The sequence below is a fragment of the Streptomyces sp. NPDC008001 genome (assembly GCF_042958085.1).
Lineage (GTDB): Bacteria > Actinomycetota > Actinomycetes > Streptomycetales > Streptomycetaceae > Streptomyces.
Genome location: NZ_JBIBIZ010000004.1, coordinates 521,130 through 542,249, shown reverse-complemented (window position 1 = coordinate 542,249; position 21,120 = coordinate 521,130). Strand labels below are relative to the sequence as shown.

Genomic DNA, 21,120 nt, shown 5'->3' with positions numbered 1-21,120 from the left:
CCCCTACTATGCCCGTAGGGATCAGCACGTCCGTCAGGGCCTTCCGCTGATCGGGGATTTCCGGCCGGTCCGCGGAAGCGGCCGGCGACGGCTGAGGGGACTGTGACGGGCATGGGTGCCGCAACGCAGGTACGGGCGCCGGGAGATGCCGGGCCCGGGGCGGCGGTCGTCGTCCCGCGGTCCTCGGCGCGGGGCGGGAGCGCCGGGCCGGTGCGGCTGCAGCAGCTGGTGCTGCTGGAGGTCGCCGCGGGCCTGGTGCTGCTCGGGTGGGCGCTCGGCCCGCTGGTGCTCGCACCGGCCGCCGCGGTGGCCGTGATGCTGGTGCTGCTCGCGCTGGTGCCCCTGGGCCAGCGGCCGGTGGCGGAGTCCCTGCTGGCCTCACTGGCGCTGAGCGCCCGCGCCCGGCGGGTGGAACCGGCGCCCTTGGGCACGGATCCGTCGATCGCCCCGGTCCTGGAGTGCGAACCGGCACTGCGGACGAGCACGTTCACGGGCCGCGAGCAGCGCGCCGTCGGCCTCGTCGGGGACGGGACGTTCGTGACGGCCGTGCTGCGCGTCGACGCCGTGGACGCGCCCCTCCGCCCCGTGCGGACCGAAAAGGCCCTGCCGCTGGCCCTGTTGCGGGACGCACTGGATGTCGACGGCATCCGGCTGGAGTCCGTACAGGTGGTGCAGAGCACCCTGCCCGCCCCGGCCCCGCACCTGCCTTCCGAGACACTGGCCGCGCGGAACTACGCGCCCCTGCAGGCCCTGTCCGGGGCTCCGGCGGTACGGACGACGTGGGTGGCGCTGAAGCTCGACCCCGAGCTGTGCCGGGAGGCGGTCGAGGCACGCGGCGGGGGCGAGGAGGGCGCGCGGCGCTGCGTGCTGCGCGTGGCGGACCAGCTGGCGAGCCGGCTGCAGGGGGCCGGCTTCCGGGCAGTGCTGCTGTCCGAGGAAGAGCTCACGGCCGCGATATCCACGGCGGCGAACGTCAACCCGCTGGCGTCGGCCCAGGCCGCGCGGTCCGCCGCACCCGCACGGCGCACGCTGGAGAGCGCCCGTGCGCTGCGGTGCGACGACCGCTGGCACACGACGTACTGGCTCGCGCGCTGGCCGCAGCTCGGGCCCGGGGCCACTCCCCTGCCGCAGCTCGCCGCACTGCTCACCTCGCTGCCCGCCCTGGCGACGACGCTGAGCCTGACACTGGGCCGCGGCGGCCTGCGCGGCGGGCGTCATGCACCGACGGTGACCTTGCACGTCCGGGTGACCGGGCGCAGCTCCGACGAACTCGCGGCCACACGACGGGACCTGGAACGTGCGGCGCGCACCGCGCGCGCCGGCCTCGTGCGGCTGGACCACGAGCAGGTGCCCGGCATGCTCGCCACTCTGCCCCTCGGAGGTACGCGCTGATGGCCGCCACTACGCCTTCCCCTGCCGCCGTCCCTCCGGCTTCCGGGGCGGGGTGGCTGCGGGCCGGCCGCGGGCTGCTCGGGCCGCGCCGCGGGCGGCACGAGCTCGCGGCCGAGGAGTTCGAGGCACTGGCGCTGCCCGTCGGCGACGACGGTGTGGTGATCGGCACCGGCCCCCATGAGGCGCCGGCGGTGCTCGGGGTGGCCCGCCCCGTGCCGTTCGAAGCCGTCCTGATCGGCGGCGTCTGGACGGCTCAGGTAATCGCCCTGCGTACGGCCGGTACGGGTGCCCGGATCGCCGTGGAGACCGGCCGCCGCCGGCTGTGGACCGCGCTCGCACAGGCCGCCAACGGCGGGCAGCCGTGCGTCACCCTGCACGACGTGGGCCGGGTGCCGCCGCAGGGCCCGTCGGTGCACAGCCCCGTGCTGGTCGTGCGCGACTGCGGCGCGCGGCCGCCCCGCGGACGCGTCGTGACGGCGCCCTGGCAGTCCGTCCTGACGCTGCTGCCCTTCGCGGGGCCGGACGCACCGCGTCTGCTGGGCGGCGTGGACCTCGTCGGCGTCCAGCGGGTCTCCCCGGAGGAGGCGCAGCTGCTGGGCCGGCTCCTGGGGCTGCCCCAGGCCGACGTCGAGGCGCTGCCCACGCTTCCCGAGACCGTGACGCTGTGGTGCGCCCGCGGGTCGTGGACGTATGTCGACGTGCGGGTGACGGAGGCCGAGACGGGGCTGCTGGGGGCCCCACGCCGCGTGGACTGACCGCTTCGGGCCTACGGCATGGGGCGCACCGGTTGGTGCGCCCCATGCGGTGTCCGTACGGCCGCTGCGCCGGCCGGCCTGCTGCGTCAGCCCTTGCCGAAGGCGAGGAGCAGCTTGTTGGCGTCGCTGCCCTCCGAGCTGCTGCTCGACAGGCGGGTGGTGGCGATGACGAGGTGGTCACCCTCGTACAAGTACTTGGCGCTGAAGAAGAGGTTCTCGGCGTGCATGGTGGCCTGAGGGGCCTGCAGCACGACCTTCGGTTCGCCGTCGGGGCCGATGCTCACCAGCGCACCCGCCTTGTCGTAGGAGGGCTTCTGGTAGGCGAAGACCTTGTCGCCCTCCGCCCGGATCGGCATGAGTTCGGGCTTGGTCTTCTTCGACGCCCACTTGCGCTTGCCGGTGTTGAGGTCGAAGGCGTGGACCTCGTTGCCGGTGGTGTAGCTGTCCTCGCCCCCCGTCGGCAGGTAGAGGGTGTCGTCGGTCGCGGCGACGCCCTGGCAGCCGCCGAGGTCGTGCCCCACGAACGACATGCCGCACGTGGGGGCGTACGACTCCTTGCCGAGGTCGATGACCGAGCGCTCCTTGCCGTCCTTGAGGGCGATGACGCCGCCGGACTTCTTGTCGTCCGACAGGAGGGAGACGACGGCCGGCTCGGTCGAGTAGATCTTCTTGGTCTCCAGCCCCTTGCGACCGTCGTACGTCCACACCGGCTTGCCGGTGGACGGGTCGAGCTTCTCGATGTGCGACGTGTTGTCGCTGATGCACTGCCACGAGCGCAGCAGCGCCTTGCCGCCCGCGAAGCCGTCGACGGAGCAGCCGGAATCCAGCTCGGGGGTGGAGATGGGCTCTCCGTCGCTCACCCGGATCATGCCGGAGCCGCCGAACCAGGCGGCGCCTACGGCATTGCCGCTGAGGGCCATGTCCAGGCCGATGAAGCTCTCGGCGAACCCGCCCGACTTGGGAATGGGCTTGTCCCAGCCCTTCTTCCCGTTCTTGAGGTCGAGCATGGCGTAATAGCCGCAGGTGTCCTTCTCGTTGCCTTCGTACGCCACCACGACCTTGCCGTCGTCGGTGAGGTTCGCGGGCGCCGCACAGACCCTCTTGGGCAGCGCGATGGACCACTTCTCCTTGCCGTCGGCCGTGGAGTAGGCGATGACCTTCTCCTGGACGGCCTTGACGACGTAGTCGCTGAACGCCCACACGCCGGGCGACGCGGAGCCCGCGCGCTCGGCTTCGGGACCGTTCTGGTTGATGAGGATCTTGACCTCGCCGGCCTGGCGGCCGTTGTTGGGATCGTCGTCGTCCCCGCCGTCGCGCGGGCCCGCCGTGCCGCCGCTGTCGCTGTCGCTGCCGGTGCTCCCGTGCGGCGTGGGCGAGGCGCTGTGGTGCCCCTTCGGCCCGTCGGAACCGCCGCTGCCGCCCGTCAGGGCCCACACGCCACCTCCGGCGGCGAGCAGGACGGCGACGGCCGCACCGATGATGACGGCCGTCCGCTTCTTGCCCGGGCCTCCGGCGGGAGGCATGGGGGGCAGCGGAGCGCCGAAGGGCTGCCCCGGGGGCGGGTAGGCGCCGTACGGGCCGGGCTGCAGTGGCATCTGCTGCTGTGCGTACGGGTTCGGGTTGGGCGGCGGGAAGGCGGCGGGGGCCGGTCCGCCGGGAGCCGCGGGGGCGCTCGGAGCGCCGCCCCATGCGGGCGGCACGGGCGGAACAGCGGGCGGTGGCGGGGTGGGGGGGACCACCGGGGCCTGGGGCGGCTGAACCGGCGGCGCGGCAAAGGTCTGCGGCGGCTGAACGGGCGGCGCGGCAGGGGCCTGGGGCTCCTGGGCCGGCGGGGCAGCGGGGGCCTCGGGCTCCTGGGCGGAGGCCTGAGGCGGCTTGGTCAGGGAGTGGGGCTGCGCGGCGGGTGCCTGAGGCGGTGCGACCGGGGCCTGAGGCTGCTGCTGGGCGGGGGCCTCGTGCGGCGGCGCGACCGGGGCTTCGTGCGGCTGCTGAGCCGGCGCCTCATGCCGCGGCGCGGCCAGGGCCTCATGCGGCTGTTGGGCCGGCGCCCCGTGCGGTTGCTGGGCCGGCGCCTCATGCGGCTGCTGCGGAGCGTTCGGAGCCTGGTCCTGCGGTGTGCCGGAGCCGTCCTGCGGAGGCTCGTTCGGCGGCGTCGGTGGGGGCGGGGGCGGCTGGGCCATCAGCGCAATACCTCTTGTGTGCGGGGTCCGTCGCTCGTTCTGCCTCCCCCCGCGATCCGGGTGGAATACGTTGGCGATTCCGCCGGAAAGGAGCGAATCGGGCGTGGATCCCGCGCTGTTGTGGCACTCGAGCGGGGAATCTTTGTATCACCCGCCTCCCGTGCCCCACCGGTCCGGTTGCTGCGGCCCGGGGCCGACGGTGATGCACAGGTCGGCCGGTGGGGTGGGGGCGGGCCTGCCCCCATGGTGCGTATGACGATTAGGCTGGGTGGGTGTACGGACGGGGGGCCTCCATGGCATCCCCCGTCGCAAACGGGGGACACCCGGGCGGTCGGACGACGGGAACGGTCGGGCCCGACAGGCATTTCATGGGCGCTAGACCACACCAGGAGGCAATGTGAGCAGCGATCGGGACGAGATCCGAGCAGGCGGGTCCGCAGCCGGCGAGGACCGGTCCGACGCCGGTCACGAGCACGAGCAGGGGCCCGACACCCTGGGCGAGTTCACCATCGACTACACCCCACCCGCCTGGTACACGCAGAACGCCTCTTCCGCCGTGTCACCGGCGACGGGCCAGGGTGGCACCGGGGGTGAGGCGGCACCGGTGCTGCCACCCCCGCCTTCGGGTGAACCGCTGCGCATGGCGCCCCCGGCGGGCAGCGAGCAGAACGACCGCACGGAGCCCGCTCCTGAAGCGTTCTCCTCCACTCCCGCAGGAGGCGCAATCAGCAGTCCTGCCACGATGCGCTTCTCCCCTGCGCCGGTACGGGCAGAGGCCGCAGGGCAGGCCGGCGGATCCACGTCCGGCACGGAGAGCGCGGCAGCCGGCGTCACGGGTCCGGCTGCCACGCCTCCCGCCGGTGACGCCGCCCCTGCTTCAGCTGACACGCCCTCGGCGAGCCCGCACGGGGCCGACGCCGAGGCCGGCACGGGGCAGGCGCACGGGGCCGACGCGGGTCACCACGCAGCGAGCCCCGAGCCGGGTGTGAACCCGGCGGCGGACGCGAGCATTCCTTCCGCAAGCAGTGCTGCCGGCGATGCCGCGGCGGCCGAACAGACCTCTGCGACGGCCACGCCCGCCACCGCTCCCGCGCCTGCCTCCCCCGCCGTCTCCGGGGATGCCGGAAACGGCTCTGAGGGCGCGTCGGCTTCCGGGAGCGCGGGCAACGCTTCCGAGCCCGAAGCCGCCCCCTCGCGCCCCGAGGGCACCATGCGGTTCTCCGCCGCCGCTCTGCGGGACAGGGTTGCCGACCGTACGGCCGAGGACAGCGCGAGGGAGCCTGCGGAAGCGGAACAGGACGCGCAGGGGGCCACGTGGGCCCCGCCGCCCATCCCCCAGGCCGCCCTGCCGCCTCTCCCGCCGGACTTCGCCCCGGCGGCCCCGGCGCCGGATGCGCAGCAGGCGGCCGCCGTGCCCGCGAATCCTCCTCACCCGGCTCCGCAGGGCTTCCCGCCCGCTCCGGGCCCGTACGCCGCGCCCCAGGCGCAGGCCCAGGCCCAGCAGGACGACGGTCCGGCCGTGCCTGCTGCCGGCGAGGCTCCGCAGGCGCCTGCCGTGCCTCAGGCGGCCCCGCACGGGGCCGGTAACGCCCCGGTCCCGCCGCACGATGCGGTGCCTGCGCCGTACCCATCGACGCCTCCTCTTCAGCAGCCGTCCCCTCAGGGTCCCCCTGTGCCGCCGCCGTTCAACACCCCCGTACCGCAGGACGGCTACGGGTACCCGCGCCCCGACGCGCATGGGGCAGCCGCGCCGGCACCGGCACCCCAGCCCTTCCCTGCGCCCCAGGCACAACCGCAGCAGGCACAGCAGCCGCAGCAGGCCCCCGCCCTGCCCCCCGCGCAGAACACGGCCGCCCCGACGCCGCAGGGCCTCACGGGGCCGCATGAGGCCCCCGCGCCGTCCATGCCGCCCGCCCCGAACCCCCAGGCACTGCAGGGTGGTTACGGGTACCCGCGCCCGGACGCCCCGGCGCCTCATGCCCCGGCGCCCCATGCCCCGGTGCCACCCGCGCTCGACGGTGCCCCGCGCCCCGACGCGCACGGCGCCCCCGTACCGCCGCCCCACGACGGTCTCCCGCACCCCGATGCCCAGCAGGCCCCTGCGGCCCCGGCACCGGCCCCCGTGCCCCATGCCGACCCTCAGCAACTCCCGCAGGCCCACCACGGCTTCAGCGGCTCCCCCGCGCTGCCGCCGGCCGTGCAGGCGCAGCCGGGCCCCACGGGCGCGCATGAGGCGGCCGCGGCACCTGCTCCCGCCCCCTCCCCGTACGCCCAGACCCCGTACGGCGACAACGGCCTCCCGCCCGCCGCGGACGGCGCCCAGGCCGGGCTGCCCAGCGACCCGCGCGCCGGAGGCTGGCCCACGGTGACGCCGGAGCAGCGGCAGCGGTCCGTGCACGGGGCCCCGCTCGGGTTCACCGCCTCCATGGAGCTCTCCTCGGAACGGCTGCTGCGCAACAAGCCGAAGCCGAAGAAGCAGATCGCCACGCCCCGCTTCAAGTTCGGCGGCAAGAAGGAGGAGGCGGAGCGGCAGCGCAAGCTGGAGCTGATCCGTACGCCCGTCCTCTCCTGCTACCGGATCGCCGTGATCAGCCTCAAGGGCGGCGTCGGCAAGACGACCACGACCACCGCGCTCGGTGCGACGCTCGCCAGCGAGCGCCAGGACAAGATCCTCGCGATCGACGCCAACCCCGACGCGGGCACGCTGGGCCGCCGCGTGCGCCGCGAGACCGGCGCGACGATCCGTGACCTCGTCTCGGCGATCCCGAGCCTGCACAGCTACATGGACATCCGCCGGTACACGTCGCAGGCGCCCTCCGGCCTGGAGATCATCGCCAACGACGTGGACCCCGCGGTCTCGACGACCTTCAACGACGAGGACTACCGGCGGGCGATAGACCTGCTGGGCCGGCAGTACCCGATCATCCTCACCGACTCGGGCACCGGTCTCCTCTACAGCGCCATGCGCGGCGTCCTCGACCTCGCCGACCAGCTGATCATCGTCTCCACGCCGTCCGTCGACGGCGCGAGCAGCGCCAGCACCACGCTCGACTGGCTCCACGCGCACGGCTACGCCGATCTCGTCTCGCGCAGCGTCACGGTGATCTCCGGGGTCCGCGAGACCGGCAAGATGATCAAGGTCGAGGACATCGTGTCGCACTTCGAGCAGCGGTGCCGCGGCGTGGTCGTCGTCCCGTTCGACGAGCACCTGGCGACGGGCGCCGAGGTCGACCTGGAGATGATGCGACCGAAGACCCGCGAGGCGTACTTCAACCTCTCGGCCATGGTCGCGGAGGACTTCACCCGCGCCCAGCAGCAGCGCGGCGTATGGGGCGGCGAACCCACGCCCCAGCAGCCGCAGCAGGCCGCCCCCATGGGGCAGATGCCAGCCGCCCCGTACGCCCCGGAGCAGGCACAGCAGCCCGGCCAGCCGGCCGCCGCCCCGTACCACCACCCGTACGCCCCGCAGGGCCCGTACGGCGGCGCGCAGCCCCAGCAGCCCGGCCCGTACCCGCAGCAGGGCCAGCCCGGTCAGCCGGGTGCGTACGGCTACCCGCAGCAGTAGCACCGCACGGGGCGCAGAGCGCACGAGGAAGGGCCCCATGCGGCGATCGATCGCCGCATGGGGCCCTTCCTCACGTCTCAGGCAGAGCGCCGGCCGGTCAGGCGGCGTCCTTCTCCTTCTCGTACGCCGCCACCAGGTCCCGCGCCCGCTTCACGTCGCCCGCCATGCACAGCAGCAGCGCCTCGATCGACTCGAACTTCTCCATGCCGCGCAGGTAGGCGAGGAAGTCCACGGCCGCATGGAGCCCGTAGAGGTCGAGATCGGTCCGGTCGATGGCGTAGGCCTCGACGGTGCGCTCGGTCGCGTCGAACTGCACGTTCGTGCCGACGGAGATCGCCGCGGGCATCGACTCGCCGCCGGCGGTCAGCCAGCCGGCGTAGACGCCGTCGGCGGGGATCGCGGTGTGGGGCAGCGTCTCCACGTTGGCCGTCGGGTAGCCGAGTTCACGGCCCCGCTGCGCGCCGCGCACCACGACGCCCTCGACGCGGTGCGGGCGGCCCAGGATCTCCATGGCCCCCGCGACGTCGCCCTCGGCGACCAGACGGCGCGTCAGGGTGGAGGAGAACGGCTCCCCGCCGCCCGCCTCGCCGCTCACGTAGAGGTCGATGACCTCCACGTCGTAGTCGTACGTGGCGCCGAGCTCCGCGAGGAAGTCGACGGTGCCCGCGGCGCGGTGGCCGAAGCGGAAGTTGGGGCCCTCCACGACCAGCTTGGCGTGCAGCTTGTCGACCAGCACCTTCACCACGAACTCGGCGGGCGAGAGCTTCGAGAACTCCGCCGTGAACGGCAGGATCAGCACCGCGTCGACACCCAGCTCGGCCATGAGCTCCGCACGCCGGTGGTGCGGCGCCAGCAGCGGCGGGTGGCTGCCCGGCCGCACGACCTCGCTCGGGTGCGGGTCGAAGGTCACCACGACCGAGGGCACGCCGAGCTCGCGCGCCCGCTCCACGGCCCGCCCGATGATCAGCTGGTGCCCGCGGTGCACACCGTCGTACGAGCCGATGGTGACGACGCTGCGCCCCCAGTCCTGGGGGATGTCCTCCAAGCCACGCCAGCGCTGCACTGTGCCCGCTCCTCGCCCGAACCCGAACTTTTGTCTGTCGATTACGCAGGACTAAGAGTGCCATGCCGGTTCTCGGCGCCCCGCATCGGCCGGTCCCGTGACTGTCAGGTCAGGGCCCCCGCCCCGCCCGGAGTGGTCCGCGGCGCCCTCTGCGCTCTCGTCCCCCGCCCAAGCGGTGAGCTTGATGCGCGCCCGCGGGCCGACCACGACGGCCCACTGCGCGGGCGCGGAGCGCAGCCAGCGCAGCACCTGCTCCCCGAAGACGGGGATCTCGCGGGACAGCTGCACCATGCGGCGGTCGAAACAGGCCGCCCCCTCGGGGCTGCGGGCCATCAGCAGACCGGTGCGGTGCACCAGGTCGCGGGTGCGGGCCTCGGTGCGCTCGGCAGCACCCGCGGCGACCGCGCGCAGGAGGGCGTCCAGGACGGTGACGTCGCGCTCGAAGGGCCCGTACTGCTCGCGCTCCAGCAGCACCTCCAGCAGCTCCTGCCGCAGCGGCCGCGACAGCGGCGTGCCCGGGTGGGCCAGGACGGGGGCGAGGGCGCGGCGCACCTGGGGCGGGCGGCTGCTGAGCAGGTGGACGACGAGCGGGAAGAGGACGGAGCGGGCCGCGGGGCCCTCCTCGAGCCGGCGGTCCACGAAGGCGGCCGCGAGCTCCGACCCCTCGGGATGGTGCTCGACGTACTCCTGGACGAGGGCGGCGGCCCGCCGGGCGAGCGCGGGCGTGGTGACCTCGGCGAGGGTGCGCAGCACGTCTCCGGGGCCGTCGCCGCGTACGTAGAGGCGCGCGCGGTAGGCGGCGAGGACGGGTTCGGGGTGGGTGGTCAGGGCCGGGGCGAGGGCGCCGGCGGGCAGGTGCGGGTCGCGTGCGGCGAAGAGGTCGAGGGCGCGCTGGAGGTGCTTGGCGCGGGTCTCGCGATCGCGGACGAGCAGGGCGAGCGCGCTGCCGTGCAGGGCGCCCTCCGCCGGGCGGGCCAGCAGGGCGAGCGCGGCGTAGCGCAGCAGCTCGCGGTCGGCGGTGGTGGTCACGTGCGGGACGGCCTTGAGGGCGTACGCGGCCGCCGCCACGTGCCGCTCGATGCGGTCGTCGTGGGCCCACCGGTCCACGGCGCGGCAGATCGCGGACGGCTCGTCCTCGGCGAGGGCGGCGAGGAGCTCGTCGGCGCGGGGGTGGGCGGCGTCCACGAGGGCCTCGGCGAGGTCGTCGACGGCGCGGTGCCGGTGCGTGTGGAGGAGGACCTGGGCGGCCGTGGAGACGGTGAGCCTGAGGTGATCGCCGTACGGGGCGGCCTGCAGGGGGCGCTCGTCGGAGAACCAGCGGCACAGCAGGGCCTGCGCAGCGCACGGCTCCTCGGCGAGCACGTTCATGACGGCTGGCAGGAAGCGGTCCGTGTGCGGCGGCTGGGGCGTCTGCTGGGGCTGCGCGGAGCCCGGGGCGGAGCTCTCCAGCGCATGGGGCTGGTACGGGCTCTGCCCGGGGGGCGGGGCGTCGGCGGGCAGCAGGAGCCGCAGCAGGTCGAGCCGCTCGGCGAGCCCGAGGGGCAGCCGGAGCCAGAACCAGGGCCCGAATTCGGCGAGGCCGCCCAGGGACCGCGTCGCCCCGCTGTCGAAGCCGCCGAGGGCCAGGGAGCGGGCCGTGAGGCGCTCGGCGAGGAGCCGGAGGGCTCCCAGGTACGGGGTGGCGTCGGGTACGCGCAGGAGGGTCTCGCCGAGGAGGTGCGCCGCCCACCAGGCGGGGTCGGGCAGCGCGGGGCGGCGTTCGCCGTCCGCGGCCGCGGCCTGCTCGGACGGCGGGAGCGCCGCGACGGCGTCCACCAGGGCGCCCAGCCGGCGGGCGAGGGCGTCCGGTCCGGAGCGCCGCGCCAGGAGCAGGAGCGCCTGGAGGACGGGCCCGATGCGGTGCCGCGGCACGGGCAGCGGCCTGCGGGCCCTCTGCCGGGCCGCGCGGCGGCTGCGGCGCCGTGCGGCCGTGGAGCGCGCCCGGCTGGACCCGGGGGGCGGCGGCACGTGGCCCTCCGGCGCGGGCCCGCCGCCCGGCCGTGACGGCAGGCGCGCGTCGTGCTCGCCGGAGCCGTTCTCGGGCTCGTACCAGCGGTGCACGAGGGCGTGCAGGGCGGCGTCGAGGTCGAGGTGGGCGCCCTGCAGCCAGTCGGCGAACTCCTCGTGCGCGAAGCGGTAGCCCGTGCCGGCCGGGACGAGCAGCCCCTCCGTGAGGACGGCCGAAGCCCAGCCGTTGCGCCACGGGAAGAGCTCCTCGAAGGCCTCGCGCTCCAGCTCGCCCTGCCCGGGGCCGAGGCACCTGCGGGCCGCCTCATGCACCTGCCCGGCCACGCGTGCGGCGAGCCGGCGCACGGCCGTGCCGCGCAGCGCGGGGCGGCGCTCGGCGGCCAGCCGCACGGCGATGCGCAGGCAGACGAGGTCCAGGTAGGCGGAGAAGATGTCCCAGCGGTCCGGGGGCCTGGCCCCGTCCTCCCCGGCCCGCCCGCCGGGCGCGGTGCCGTCCGGGAGCGCCGCCCGCACCTCGGAGAGCAGCCGGAGGGCGAGCGGGTGGGCGGCGTCCGTCGGGTGAATGGCGTCGGCCGGGATGCCGTAGAGGGCACGGGCCCGCTCGGCCTGCAGGGGGCCGAGGTCGGTCAGGCTGACGCACGGCGGGAGGCTGCGCGGAGTGGCCGACGTCGCCGACACGTGGAGCGCCGTGCGCGGGAAGAGGTCACCGGCCGTCTCCCAGTGCTCGGGGCGGCAGGCCACGACGAGCCGGGCGGACGTCTCCTCCAGCCACGCGGCGGTCGCCGCGGTCCAGGCAGGCAAGGCGTGGGCGAGGACGGGAGGCACTTCCTCCGGGCCGTCCAGGACGACGAGGAGCGGCCGCCCCATGCGGTGCCCCAGGGCTGCCACCGCCTCGGGCGTGGCCTCGGCCGGGTCGCCCACCGTGCCCGCGGCTCCTGCGGAGGCCGTGACGATCCGGGCGGCGGCGGCGAGGGCGCGCGCGATCGCGTCCCGCAGGCTGGTGTCGCCCTCCTCCAGGTCCGCACCGCGCAGCCACAGGGTGGGGGCCGGTTCGGCGCCCCGTGCGCGGCGCGAGGCGAGGGAGAGGAGCTCGGTCGTACGGCCTGTCCCGGGGCCGCCGACGAGTCCGAGGACGGCGGGCGCGGGACCGTCCTGGGAGCCCGGGCCGTCCGGGGCGGGGGGCGCGGGGGGCTCCGGCGGGTCTGCGGGGCTCCGCGCGCCGGGCAGGTCCCCGATCCAGCGCCCGCCGGGACCACCGCCCGGGGTGCCGCGCCAGGCGCTCGGCGGGACGGTCACCACCAGGACGCCCGGCGCCCCCGGAGCGCCGCCGGGCACGGGGCCCTGTTCGTCGGGCGGCGGTTCGGGGACGGACGGCTCGCCGGCATCCCCGGGCATCGGCCCACTGCCTTCCCCGGGCATCCACTCGCCGCCGTCCACGGGCGCGTCGGCAGCGGCGCCCGCGCTCTCCTGGTCGTCCGGCTCTTCGTCCGGCTCCAGGAAGCGGGTGAACTCCCGGGCGATCTCCGGGCGCTCCACGGGGTCGCGCCAGTCGCGTGCCGTGATGATCGGGCCGAGGGAGGTCGCCGTCAGCTGGAGGGCACCGGCGAGGTTGAGGTCCGGGCCGAAGGCGGGGACCGTGGCCGCGTTCCGGTCCAGGAGCACCGCCAGGGGGCCGTCCGGGGAGGCGGCGGCCGCGGCACGGAGCGGGATCGCGAAACCTCCGGAGCGGCGTTCCGCATGGAGCGCGGTACCGAGGACGGCGACGACGGTGCCCGTACGGGCGTCGAGGACCGGCCCTCCGGTGGCCTCCTCGCCGAGCCTCAGGCCGTCGCGCTCGCCCAGGGAGAGCTCGACCGCGGCGTCGAGCAGATGGAAGCGGTCCGTGGCCGTGTACGTGACGAGGGCCTCGCCGATGACCTGTGCGCGCTGCCAGTGGCCGGCCCGCAGGCGGACGCTCGCCCCGTCCTCGATGCGCTCCGCGGCCGCGACCGGCAACGGGGCCACTCCGAGCCCCTCCGTACGCACCAGTGCCAGGTCGCAGCCCGGAAGGGACGTCACCGCCTCGGCACCCACCAGGCACGTACGGTCGCCCGGTGCCAGCAGCACGAGGCGCGCCAGGCCGTCGACGGCCTCATGGCTGGTGATCATCGTGCCGCGGTCATCGGCGATGAAGCCCGTACCGCGCGGCCTCCCGGCGAGGTCTCTGATGCGTACCAGGAACTCGTCCGCATCGGTCCGCCGACCGCTCATCCGCCGAACCTCCCCGCCGTGCACTTACCCCGACCGTAGGCAGGGGATGATCGGCAGGACCAGATCACAGCGGCAACGCGCCCCCTTCCACTCCCGCCATTCACTCCGAGCGCCTGCCCATTGGGGTGAATTGTGGGAGCGGTACGGATAGACAGCTGTGAGGAGGGGGATCGTGGGGCGGGGAGCAGCGGTGCAGCCTCCCGCCCCACGGCAGTGGGGCCTGTGAGCGCGGCTGCCCCGGCGGGTGCCGGGCTCCCGCGCCCCGTGCCCGCAGCGGCATCAGGCCGCGGCCGGCGGTCGCGCCGGCCGCCGTACGGCGCCGCGGCGCCCGGAGCCCGCCGGAGCGGGCACCCGGGTCTAGCCGAAGGCCGCCAGGCTCTTCGCCCGCCCGCCCTGGTTCTCCAGCAGGAGCAGGAAGCGCCCGTCCGGGCCGAAGGCCGCGATCGGCCCCGTCGTCTCGAAGAGCGGCACTCGTACCCGCACGCCGTTGGCGAGCAGGCGCGCCTGCTCCTCCGTGACGTCCCAGCGCTGGAAGGCGGCGGCGGCCGCCTCGGCGACGGGCATGATGGTCAGCTCCTCCTGGAGCTGGTCCAGCGTGCGGGCGTCGCCCAGCCCGTACGGGCCGACGCGCGTGCGCCGCAGGGCGGTCAGATGGCCCCCCACGCCCGCGCCGGCCCCCAGGTCGCGCGCGAGGGCGCGCACGTACGTGCCGGAGGAGCAGACGACGGAGACCAGCAGGTCCTGCACGGGGGTGCCGTCCGCGGCCTCGGCCGGGGTGACGGCGTGCACCGTGAAGGACGAGACGGTCACGGGGCGGGCCGGGATCTCGAAGTCCTCGCCCTCGCGCGCCCGCTTGTACGACCGCTTGCCGTCGATCTTGATCGCGCTGACCTTCGACGGCACCTGCATGATCGCGCCGGTGAGCCCGGCGACGCCGGCGTCGATCGCCTCACGCGTGACCCCGGAGGCGTCCGCGGAGGAGATGATCTCGCCCTCCGCGTCGTCCGTCACGGTGTTCTGCCCCAGGCGGATCGTCGCGACGTACTCCTTCTCGGTCAGCGCGAGGTGGCCGAGGAGCTTGGTCGCCCGCTCGATGCCGAGGACGAGGACGCCCGTCGCCATCGGGTCGAGCGTCCCCGCGTGCCCCACGCGCCGGGTCCGCGCGATGCCGCGCATCTTCGCGACGACGTCGTGCGAGGTGAAGCCGGCCGGCTTGTCGACGATGACGAGGCCGTCCGGCGGTGTCTCCTTGTGCTTCATTCGCCGGCAGCGTCCTTGTCGTCCTCGTCCTCGCCCGGCTTGCGGTACGGGTCGGCCTCGCCCGCGTAGGCCGCACCGGAGGACGCCTCGCGCACCTGGGCGTCGGAGGCGCGCGCCCGGTCGAGGAGGTCCTCGATGGTGCGGGCGTTCTCCGGCAGGGCGTCCGCCACGAACGTCAGGGTCGGCGTGAACTTGATGCCGGCCGCGCGGCCGACCTCCGAGCGCAGGATGCCCTTGGCGCTCTCCAGCCCGGCGGCCGCGCTCGCGCGCTCCTCGTCGTCCCCGTAGACCGTGTAGAAGACCGTAGCCTCCCGCAGGTCGCCGGTGACCCGGGTGTCCGTGATGGTCACATGCGAGCCGAGCCGCGGGTCCTTGATTCCGCGCTGCAGCTTCTGGGCGATCACCTCGCGGATGAGGTCCGCCAGCCTTTTCGCACGCGCGTTGTCGGCCACTGGTCCGTCTCCTTCTTCTTGTCCATTGTGCTTGTGGCGCCGGTGACGCGCTCAGTCGTCGTGGTCGCCGTGGAACCGCCGCCTGACCGAGAGCAGCTCCACTTCGGGACGTGCGGCGACCCAGCGCTCGCAGCGGTCCAGTAGGTCGGTGAGGTGCCCCGCGTCCCCCGAGACCGCCGCCACGCCGATTGTCGCCCGGCGGTAGAGGTCCTGGTCGCCGACCTCCGCCACGCTCACCGCGTACTTGCGGTGCAGCTCGGCGATGATCGGGCGGACGACGGAGCGCTTCTCCTTCAGCGACCGTACGTCGCCGAGGAGGAGGTCGAAGGACAGAGTCCCTGCATACATGCGTGACGGGTGAGGCCCACCCGGGAGGCGTGAGGTGTACCTGCCGGTACGTGTCGGTGTACGAGCTCTTCGAACCGTACACGCAACGGCCGGGGCCGATCGACGGAATATGTCTCCGCCGACCGGCCCCGGGGTCGAGCTATGCGATTCAGCCGCGCGGCTTCTCGCGCATCTCGTACGTCGCGATGACGTCGTCGATCTTGATGTCGTTGAAGTTTCCGAGGTTGATACCGCCCTCGAAGCCTTCGCGGATCTCGGTGACGTCGTCCTTGAAGCGACGCAGGCCGACGATGTTGAGCTCCTCCGCGATGACCTTGCCGTCGCGGATGAGGCGCGCCTTGGTGTTGCGCTTGACCTCGCCGGAACGGATGAGGACACCCGCGATGTTGCCCAGCTTGGACGAGCGGAAGATCTCGCGGATCTCCGCCGTACCCAGCTCGACCTCTTCGTACTCCGGCTTCAGCATGCCCTTGAGGGCCGCCTCGATCTCCTCGATCGCCTGGTAGATGACCGAGTAGTACCGGACGTCGACGCCCTCGCGCTCGGCCATCTGCGTGGCACGGCCCTCGGCGCGGACGTTGAAGCCGATGACGATGGCGTCGGAGCCGGTCGCCAGGTTGATGTCGGACTCGGTGACCGCACCCACACCGCGGTGCAGGATCCGGATCTCGACCTCTTCGCCGACGTCGAGCTGGAGCAGCGAGGACTCGAGAGCCTCCACCGAACCGGACGCGTCGCCCTTGATGATGATGTTGAGGTCCTGCACCAGGCCGGCCTTGAGCACCTTGTCGAGGTCCTCGAGGGACACCCGGCGGGTGCGCTTGGCGAAGGCGGCGTTGCGCTCGCGCGCAGCGCGCTTCTCGGCGATCTGGCGGGCCGTACGGTCCTCGTCGACGACGAGGAAGTTGTCGCCCGCGCCCGGGACGTTGGTGAGACCGAGGACGAGGACGGGGGTCGACGGACCCGCTTCCTCGACGTTCTGGCCCTTGTCGTCGAGCATGGCGCGGACTCGGCCGTAGGCGTCACCGGCAACCATCGTGTCACCGACGCGGAGGGTACCGCGCTGGACGAGCACGGTGGCCACGGCGCCGCGACCGCGGTCGAGGTGGGCCTCGATCGCGATGCCCTGCGCGTCCTGCTCCGCGTTGGCGCGCAGGTCGAGCGCGGCGTCGGCGGTGAGGACGACGGCCTCGAGCAGCTTGTCGATGTTCAGACCCTGCTTGGCGGAGATGTCGACGAACATCGTGTCGCCGCCGTACTCCTCGGCCACCAGACCGAACTCGGTGAGCTGACCGCGCACCTTGGTCGGGTCGGCGCCCTCGACGTCGATCTTGTTGACCGCGACCACGATCGGCACGTCGGCCGCCTTGGCGTGGTTCAGGGCCTCGATCGTCTGCGGCATGACACCGTCGTTGGCCGCCACCACGAGGATCGCGATGTCGGTCGACTTGGCACCACGGGCACGCATGGCGGTGAACGCCTCGTGACCCGGGGTGTCGATGAAGGTGATCTTGCGCTCTTCGTCGTTGACCTCGGTGGAGACCTGGTAGGCACCGATGTGCTGGGTGATGCCACCGGCCTCGCCCGCGACCACGTTGGTCTTGCGGATCGCGTCGAGGAGTCGCGTCTTACCGTGGTCGACGTGACCCATGACGGTCACGACCGGCGGACGCGCGACGAGCATCTCCTCGCCGCCCTCGTTCTCACCGAACTCGATGTCGAAGGACTCGAGCAGTTCGCGGTCCTCCTCCTCGGGGCTGACGATCTGAACCGTGTAGTTCATCTCGCCGCCGAGGAGCTGCAGCGTCTCGTCCGAGACCGACTGCGTGGCCGTGACCATCTCGCCGAGGTTCATCATCACGGCGACGAGCGACGCCGGGTTGGCGCCGATCTTCTCCGCGAAGTCGGTGAGGGAGGCACCACGCGACAGGCGAATGGACTCGCCGTTGCCGCGCGGCAGCATCACGCCGCCGACGGACGGGGCCTGCATGGCCTCGTACTCCTGGCGACGCTGACGCTTGGACTTGCGGCCACGACGCGCCGGACCGCCGGGACGGCCGAAGGCGCCCTGCGTGCCGCCACGGGCACCCGGACCGCCGGGACGGCCACCGAAGCCGGGACGACCGCCACCGAAGCCGCCGCCACCGCCACCGGGGCCACCGCCACCGGGACGACCGGCGAAGCCGCCGCCGCCACCGGGACGACCGCCGCCACCGGGACCGGCCGGACGACCGGCGAAGCCGGGACGACCGGCACCGCCGCCGGGACGGCCCGCGCCGCCGCCGGGACCGCGACCGCCGCCACCGGGGCCCGGACGCGGGCCGGCAGCCGGACGCTGCGGCATCATGCCCGGGTTCGGGCGGTTGCCGGAGGGAGCGCCACCGGGACGCGGGGCGCCACCGGGGGCACCCTGCGGACGGGGCATGCCGCCCGGGGTCGGACGGGCGCCGCCCGGACCCTGCGGACGGGGAGCACCGCCGGGACCGCCCTGCGGACGCGGAGCGCCCGGGGCACCCTGACCACCGGGACGCGGGGCGCCACCGGGACGGGGGGCCTGCGGACGGGCCATGCCCGTGGAGCCACCGGAGGTGAAGGGGTTGTTGCCCGGACGGGGACCGGCCGGACGGGCGCCACCGGGACGCGGGGCACGCTCGCCCGCACCACCGGGACGCGGACCGCGCTCGGGACGGCCGCCGTCACGCTGACCGGCGGGGCCGGGGCGGGCGCCGCCGGGACGCGGACCGGGGGTCGCGCCGGGACGCGGCGCGGACGGGGTCTGCGCGGACGGGGTCTGCTGGGCCGGCGCCGGAGCGGAGAACTCCGCAGCGGGCACCGGGGTGACCGGGGCCGGCTTGGCCGGAGCCGCCGGGGCAGGCTTCGGACCCGGGCGCGGGCCGGGGGCCGGCGCGGCCTGGGCCGGCTTGGGGGCAGCTGCCTCCGCCGCCGGCTTGGGGGCGGCGGGACGGGGCGCACCCGGAGTGGGGGCACCCGGCTTGGGGGCCGCGGACTTACGCGGCGCCGCGGGCTTCGCACCGGGCTTGCCGGCGCCGCCGGGTCCCTGCAGTGCGTCAGTCAACTTGCGGACAACCGGCGCCTCGATCGTCGAGGACGCCGAACGGACGAATTCACCAAGTTCTTGGAGCTTGGCCATGACGACCTTGCTCTCCACTCCGAACTCCTTGGCGAGTTCGTATACCCGGACCTTAGCCACTTCGCTCCTTCTAGGTCCGGGGTGTCCACCGGACCGTCGCTACTTCATGGGCGTACTCATCGCGTACTCATCGAGTGCTCATCGCAATCTCGACCTACTTCCAACTCGCGAGGTACCTGACCGCACGGTCACCCGTGCCGTGCTTCTTACGGACGTGCCGTGCTTCTTACGGTGTTGCCTGCCGGGCGATGCCCGAACCATCGGCCTGTTCGACGTACTGGCGCAGCTCCGCTGTATCGAGCGGCCCCTGGCTTTTGAAGGCCCGGGGGAACGCCCGGCGGCGGACCGCCAGGTCGAGACAGACCAGTGTGGGGTGCACGGAGGCACCCCGGCCGGGCAGCGTACCGCGAGGATCGGGGACGCAGGCGCCCTCGATCATCACGATCCGCAGCAGATCGCCCTTGGCCGCACGCTCCCGGCATCCCACACAGGTTCGCTCAGGGCATGCGCGGGCATGCGTCCGGCCAGACACTATTCAGTCTACCTCCCCGCGCCCACCCCACCCCTGGGGGGCAGTGATCGGGCACGTATGCGTTTCGGCCACGATGCCGGGGCCCCCGATTTCGCGGGCCCCGGTGTCATGAACGTGATCAGGCTCGGCCGGATTCCCGGTCGGGCTGCTCGGTGTCCGGGCGGATGTCGATGCGCCACCCGGTCAGGCGTGCGGCCAGGCGGGCGTTCTGCCCTTCCTTGCCGATCGCCAGGGAGAGCTGGTAGTCGGGCACGGTCACCCGGGCGGAGCGCGCGGCGAGATCCACGATCTCGACCTTGCTCACCCGCGCGGGGGACAGTGCGTGGGCCACCAGTTCGGCGGGGTCGTCCGACCAGTCGACGATGTCGATCTTCTCGCCGTGCAGCTCCGCCATGACGTTGCGGACCCGGCCGCCCATGGGGCCGATGCAGGCACCCTTGGCGTTGAGGCCGGAGCGCGTGGAGCGGACCGCGATCTTGGTGCGGTGGCCCGCCTCACGGGCGATGGCGGCGATCTCCACGGAGCCGTCCGCGATCTCCGGCACCTCGAGGGCGAAGAGCTTCTTGACCAGATTCGGGTGGGTGCGCGAGAGCGTGACGGACGGACCGCGCACGCCCTTCGCCACCCGTACGACGTACGTGCGCAGGCGCGTGCCGTGCTTGTACTCCTCGCCGGGGACCTGCTCCTGCACCGGCAGGATGGCCTCCAGCTTGCCGATGTCGACCAGGACGTTCTTCGGGTCCTTGCCCTGCTGCACGATGCCCGCGACGACGTCGCCCTCGCGGCCCGCGAACTCACCGAAAGTGATCTCGTCCTCGGCGTCGCGCAGACGCTGGAGGATGACCTGCTTGGCGGTGGTCGCGGCGATCCGGCCGAAACCGGACGGCGTGTCGTCGAACTCGCGGGGCTCCTCGCCCTCGGCGAGGTCCTGCGGGTCCTCCTTGGCCCACACCGTCACGTGACCGGTCGACCGGTCCAGCTCCACGCGGGCGCGGCGGCGGCTTCCCTCGGTGCGGTGGTAGGCGATGAGGAGGGCCGACTCGATCGCCTCGACCAGCAGGTCGAAGGAGATCTCCTTCTCTCGCACCAGACCCCGCAGGGCACTCATGTCGATGTCCACGGCTACGCCTCCTCTTGGCTCTCGTCGGTTTCGTCGGCGGCCTCTGCCGCCGTGCCTGCGGTCTTCTCCGCGGCCTTGCGGTTGAACTCGATCTCCACGCGCGCCTTGGCGATCTCGCCGAAGGCCAGTCGCCGCGAGGTCGGCTTGCGGCCCTTGACCCCGGGGACCTCCAGGTCCAGCCCCTCGTCGTCCACCGCGACGATGCGGGCCACGAGCTCGCCGCCCTCGGCGAGCTGCGCCTTGATCAGACGGCCGGTGGCACGCACGTAATGACGGTGCTCGGTCAGAGGGCGGTCGGCGCCGGGAGAGGTGACTTCCAGAACGTACGGGGCGCCGCCCATGGCGTCCGTCTCGTCGAGCTTCTCGGAGACGGCACGGCTGACTTCCGCACACTCGTCCAGCTCGACGCCGGCATCGGAGTCCACCACGATGCGCAGCACACGCCGCTTGCCCGCCGTGGTCACCTCGATCTCTTCCAGATCCAGCTCCCGCGCGCTCACGAGAGGGGCCAGCAGCTCGCGCAGCCGCTCGCTCTGGGTGGTGCTCATCCGGGTGACTCCTCGGCCGCGTGTGCTGTTGTGGGAAAGTCGCGTGTCAGGTCAAAGCCTATCTGTTCCGGCAGCCGACTGACGATTCGGTGCCTCGTCCGCGGCCACCGGGTGGCGCGCCGGTACGCTCACGTGCGGTGATCATGACCGGACCGGCGGAAAGAGGAACGTGGCGTTCACGACGACGACGCGGGGCCCGGCCGGCCCGCCCCGACGCAGGGTACTGGCAGGGGGCGCGGCGGCTCTGCTGAGCGCGGCGGCCGGTGGGTTGCTCACCGGCTGTGCCGGCGGCCCGAAGGCGGCTGCCGGGCCGTCCCCCGAGGAGCGGCTGCGGGCCGCGGCGGGACGCGACTCGGCGGCGCTGCTGGCCCGCTACGACGCGACGATCGCGGCGCACGGGGGGCTCGCGGAGCGGCTGAGGCCGTTGCGGGAGGAGGTGGCGCGCCATGCGGAGGCTTTCGGCGCGGCGCGGGGGGCGTCGGGCGTGCCGCATGGGG

13 protein-coding genes are annotated in these 21,120 nt (G+C 74.1%); 3 read left to right on the top strand and 10 right to left on the bottom strand.

What is annotated here, in order from left to right; all coding sequences use genetic code 11:
• The first annotated feature begins 111 nt into the window (after positions 1-111).
• Together eccE and ACFZCD_RS13985 are read left to right on the top strand one after the other, a co-directional pair.
• Complete coding sequence (gene eccE / locus ACFZCD_RS13990; protein ID WP_391830312.1) at positions 112-1,392, top strand: type VII secretion protein EccE; 1,281 nt, start codon at positions 112-114, stop codon at positions 1,390-1,392.
• Complete coding sequence (locus tag ACFZCD_RS13985; RefSeq protein WP_391830310.1) at positions 1,392-2,147, top strand: hypothetical protein; 756 nt, start codon at positions 1,392-1,394, stop codon at positions 2,145-2,147. Before eccE ends, ACFZCD_RS13985 begins: the two co-directional genes overlap by 1 nt.
• An 86-nt stretch (positions 2,148-2,233) precedes the next feature.
• Here the strand turns inward: ACFZCD_RS13985 and ACFZCD_RS13980 are convergent, their stop codons facing one another.
• On the bottom strand, positions 2,234-3,670 hold the full coding sequence (locus ACFZCD_RS13980) for a PQQ-binding-like beta-propeller repeat protein (protein ID WP_391830308.1): 1,437 nt from the start codon (positions 3,668-3,670) through the stop codon (positions 2,234-2,236).
• Positions 3,671-4,724: 1,054 nt separating this feature from the next.
• Between ACFZCD_RS13980 and ACFZCD_RS13975 the strand changes: the two genes are divergently transcribed.
• Complete coding sequence (locus ACFZCD_RS13975; protein ID WP_391830306.1) at positions 4,725-7,892, top strand: SCO5717 family growth-regulating ATPase; 3,168 nt, start codon at positions 4,725-4,727, stop codon at positions 7,890-7,892.
• A gap of 97 nt (positions 7,893-7,989) precedes the next feature.
• Here ACFZCD_RS13975 and ACFZCD_RS13970 read toward each other — a convergent pair whose 3' ends face one another.
• The 9 genes from ACFZCD_RS13970 to rimP form a co-directional block, all read right to left on the bottom strand.
• Positions 7,990-8,955 carry a bifunctional riboflavin kinase/FAD synthetase gene (locus tag ACFZCD_RS13970; RefSeq protein ID WP_391830304.1) on the bottom strand — a complete coding sequence of 322 codons (966 nt, stop codon included), beginning with the start codon at positions 8,953-8,955 and terminating at the stop codon, positions 7,990-7,992.
• A 51-nt stretch (positions 8,956-9,006) separates the two neighbouring features.
• Positions 9,007-13,212: a serine protease gene (locus ACFZCD_RS13965; RefSeq protein WP_391830302.1), complete on the bottom strand. Its 4,206-nt coding sequence runs from the start codon at positions 13,210-13,212 to the stop codon at positions 9,007-9,009.
• A gap of 357 nt (positions 13,213-13,569) precedes the next feature.
• Entirely contained in the window at positions 13,570-14,472 is a 903-nt protein-coding gene (gene truB / locus ACFZCD_RS13960; RefSeq protein WP_391830300.1) for a tRNA pseudouridine(55) synthase TruB, read from the bottom strand.
• Positions 14,469-14,924, bottom strand: a complete 456-nt coding sequence (rbfA, locus tag ACFZCD_RS13955; protein WP_120759654.1) for a 30S ribosome-binding factor RbfA — start codon at positions 14,922-14,924, stop codon at positions 14,469-14,471. The genes truB and rbfA overlap by 4 nt, the downstream gene beginning before the upstream one ends.
• A gap of 51 nt (positions 14,925-14,975) precedes the next feature.
• Positions 14,976-15,272: a DUF503 domain-containing protein gene (locus ACFZCD_RS13950; protein WP_106679766.1), complete on the bottom strand. Its 297-nt coding sequence runs from the start codon at positions 15,270-15,272 to the stop codon at positions 14,976-14,978.
• Positions 15,273-15,420: 148 nt separating this feature from the next.
• Entirely contained in the window at positions 15,421-18,483 is a 3,063-nt protein-coding gene (infB, locus tag ACFZCD_RS13945) for a translation initiation factor IF-2 (RefSeq protein ID WP_391830298.1), read from the bottom strand.
• A 166-nt stretch (positions 18,484-18,649) separates the two neighbouring features.
• The gene (locus tag ACFZCD_RS13940) at positions 18,650-18,955 is read right to left on the bottom strand and encodes a YlxR family protein (protein WP_391830297.1); all 306 of its coding nucleotides are present in this window, start codon (positions 18,953-18,955) and stop codon (positions 18,650-18,652) included.
• Between the two features lie 118 nt (positions 18,956-19,073).
• Positions 19,074-20,075, bottom strand: coding sequence for a transcription termination factor NusA (nusA, locus tag ACFZCD_RS13935; RefSeq protein ID WP_120759658.1), 1,002 nt, complete (start codon positions 20,073-20,075; stop codon positions 19,074-19,076).
• Between the two features lie 2 nt (positions 20,076-20,077).
• Positions 20,078-20,623 carry a ribosome maturation factor RimP gene (gene rimP / locus ACFZCD_RS13930; protein WP_391830296.1) on the bottom strand — a complete coding sequence of 182 codons (546 nt, stop codon included), beginning with the start codon at positions 20,621-20,623 and terminating at the stop codon, positions 20,078-20,080.
• Between the last annotated feature and the right edge of the window lie 497 nt (positions 20,624-21,120).

Bases quoted from the DNA above. Each gene is read 5' to 3' on its own strand.
- ACFZCD_RS13980 (WP_391830308.1), bottom strand. From the start codon at position 3,670: ATGCCTCCCGCCGGAGGCCCGGGCAAGAAGCGGACGGCCGTCATCATC.
- ACFZCD_RS13950 (WP_106679766.1), bottom strand. From the start codon at position 15,272: ATGTATGCAGGGACTCTGTCCTTCGACCTCCTCCTCGGCGACGTACGG.
- ACFZCD_RS13965 (WP_391830302.1), bottom strand. From the start codon at position 13,212: ATGAGCGGTCGGCGGACCGATGCGGACGAGTTCCTGGTACGCATCAGA.
- ACFZCD_RS13985 (WP_391830310.1), top strand. From the start codon at position 1,392: ATGGCCGCCACTACGCCTTCCCCTGCCGCCGTCCCTCCGGCTTCCGGG.
- rimP (WP_391830296.1), bottom strand. From the start codon at position 20,623: ATGAGCACCACCCAGAGCGAGCGGCTGCGCGAGCTGCTGGCCCCTCTC.
- eccE (WP_391830312.1), top strand. From the start codon at position 112: ATGGGTGCCGCAACGCAGGTACGGGCGCCGGGAGATGCCGGGCCCGGG.
- truB (WP_391830300.1), bottom strand. From the start codon at position 14,472: ATGAAGCACAAGGAGACACCGCCGGACGGCCTCGTCATCGTCGACAAG.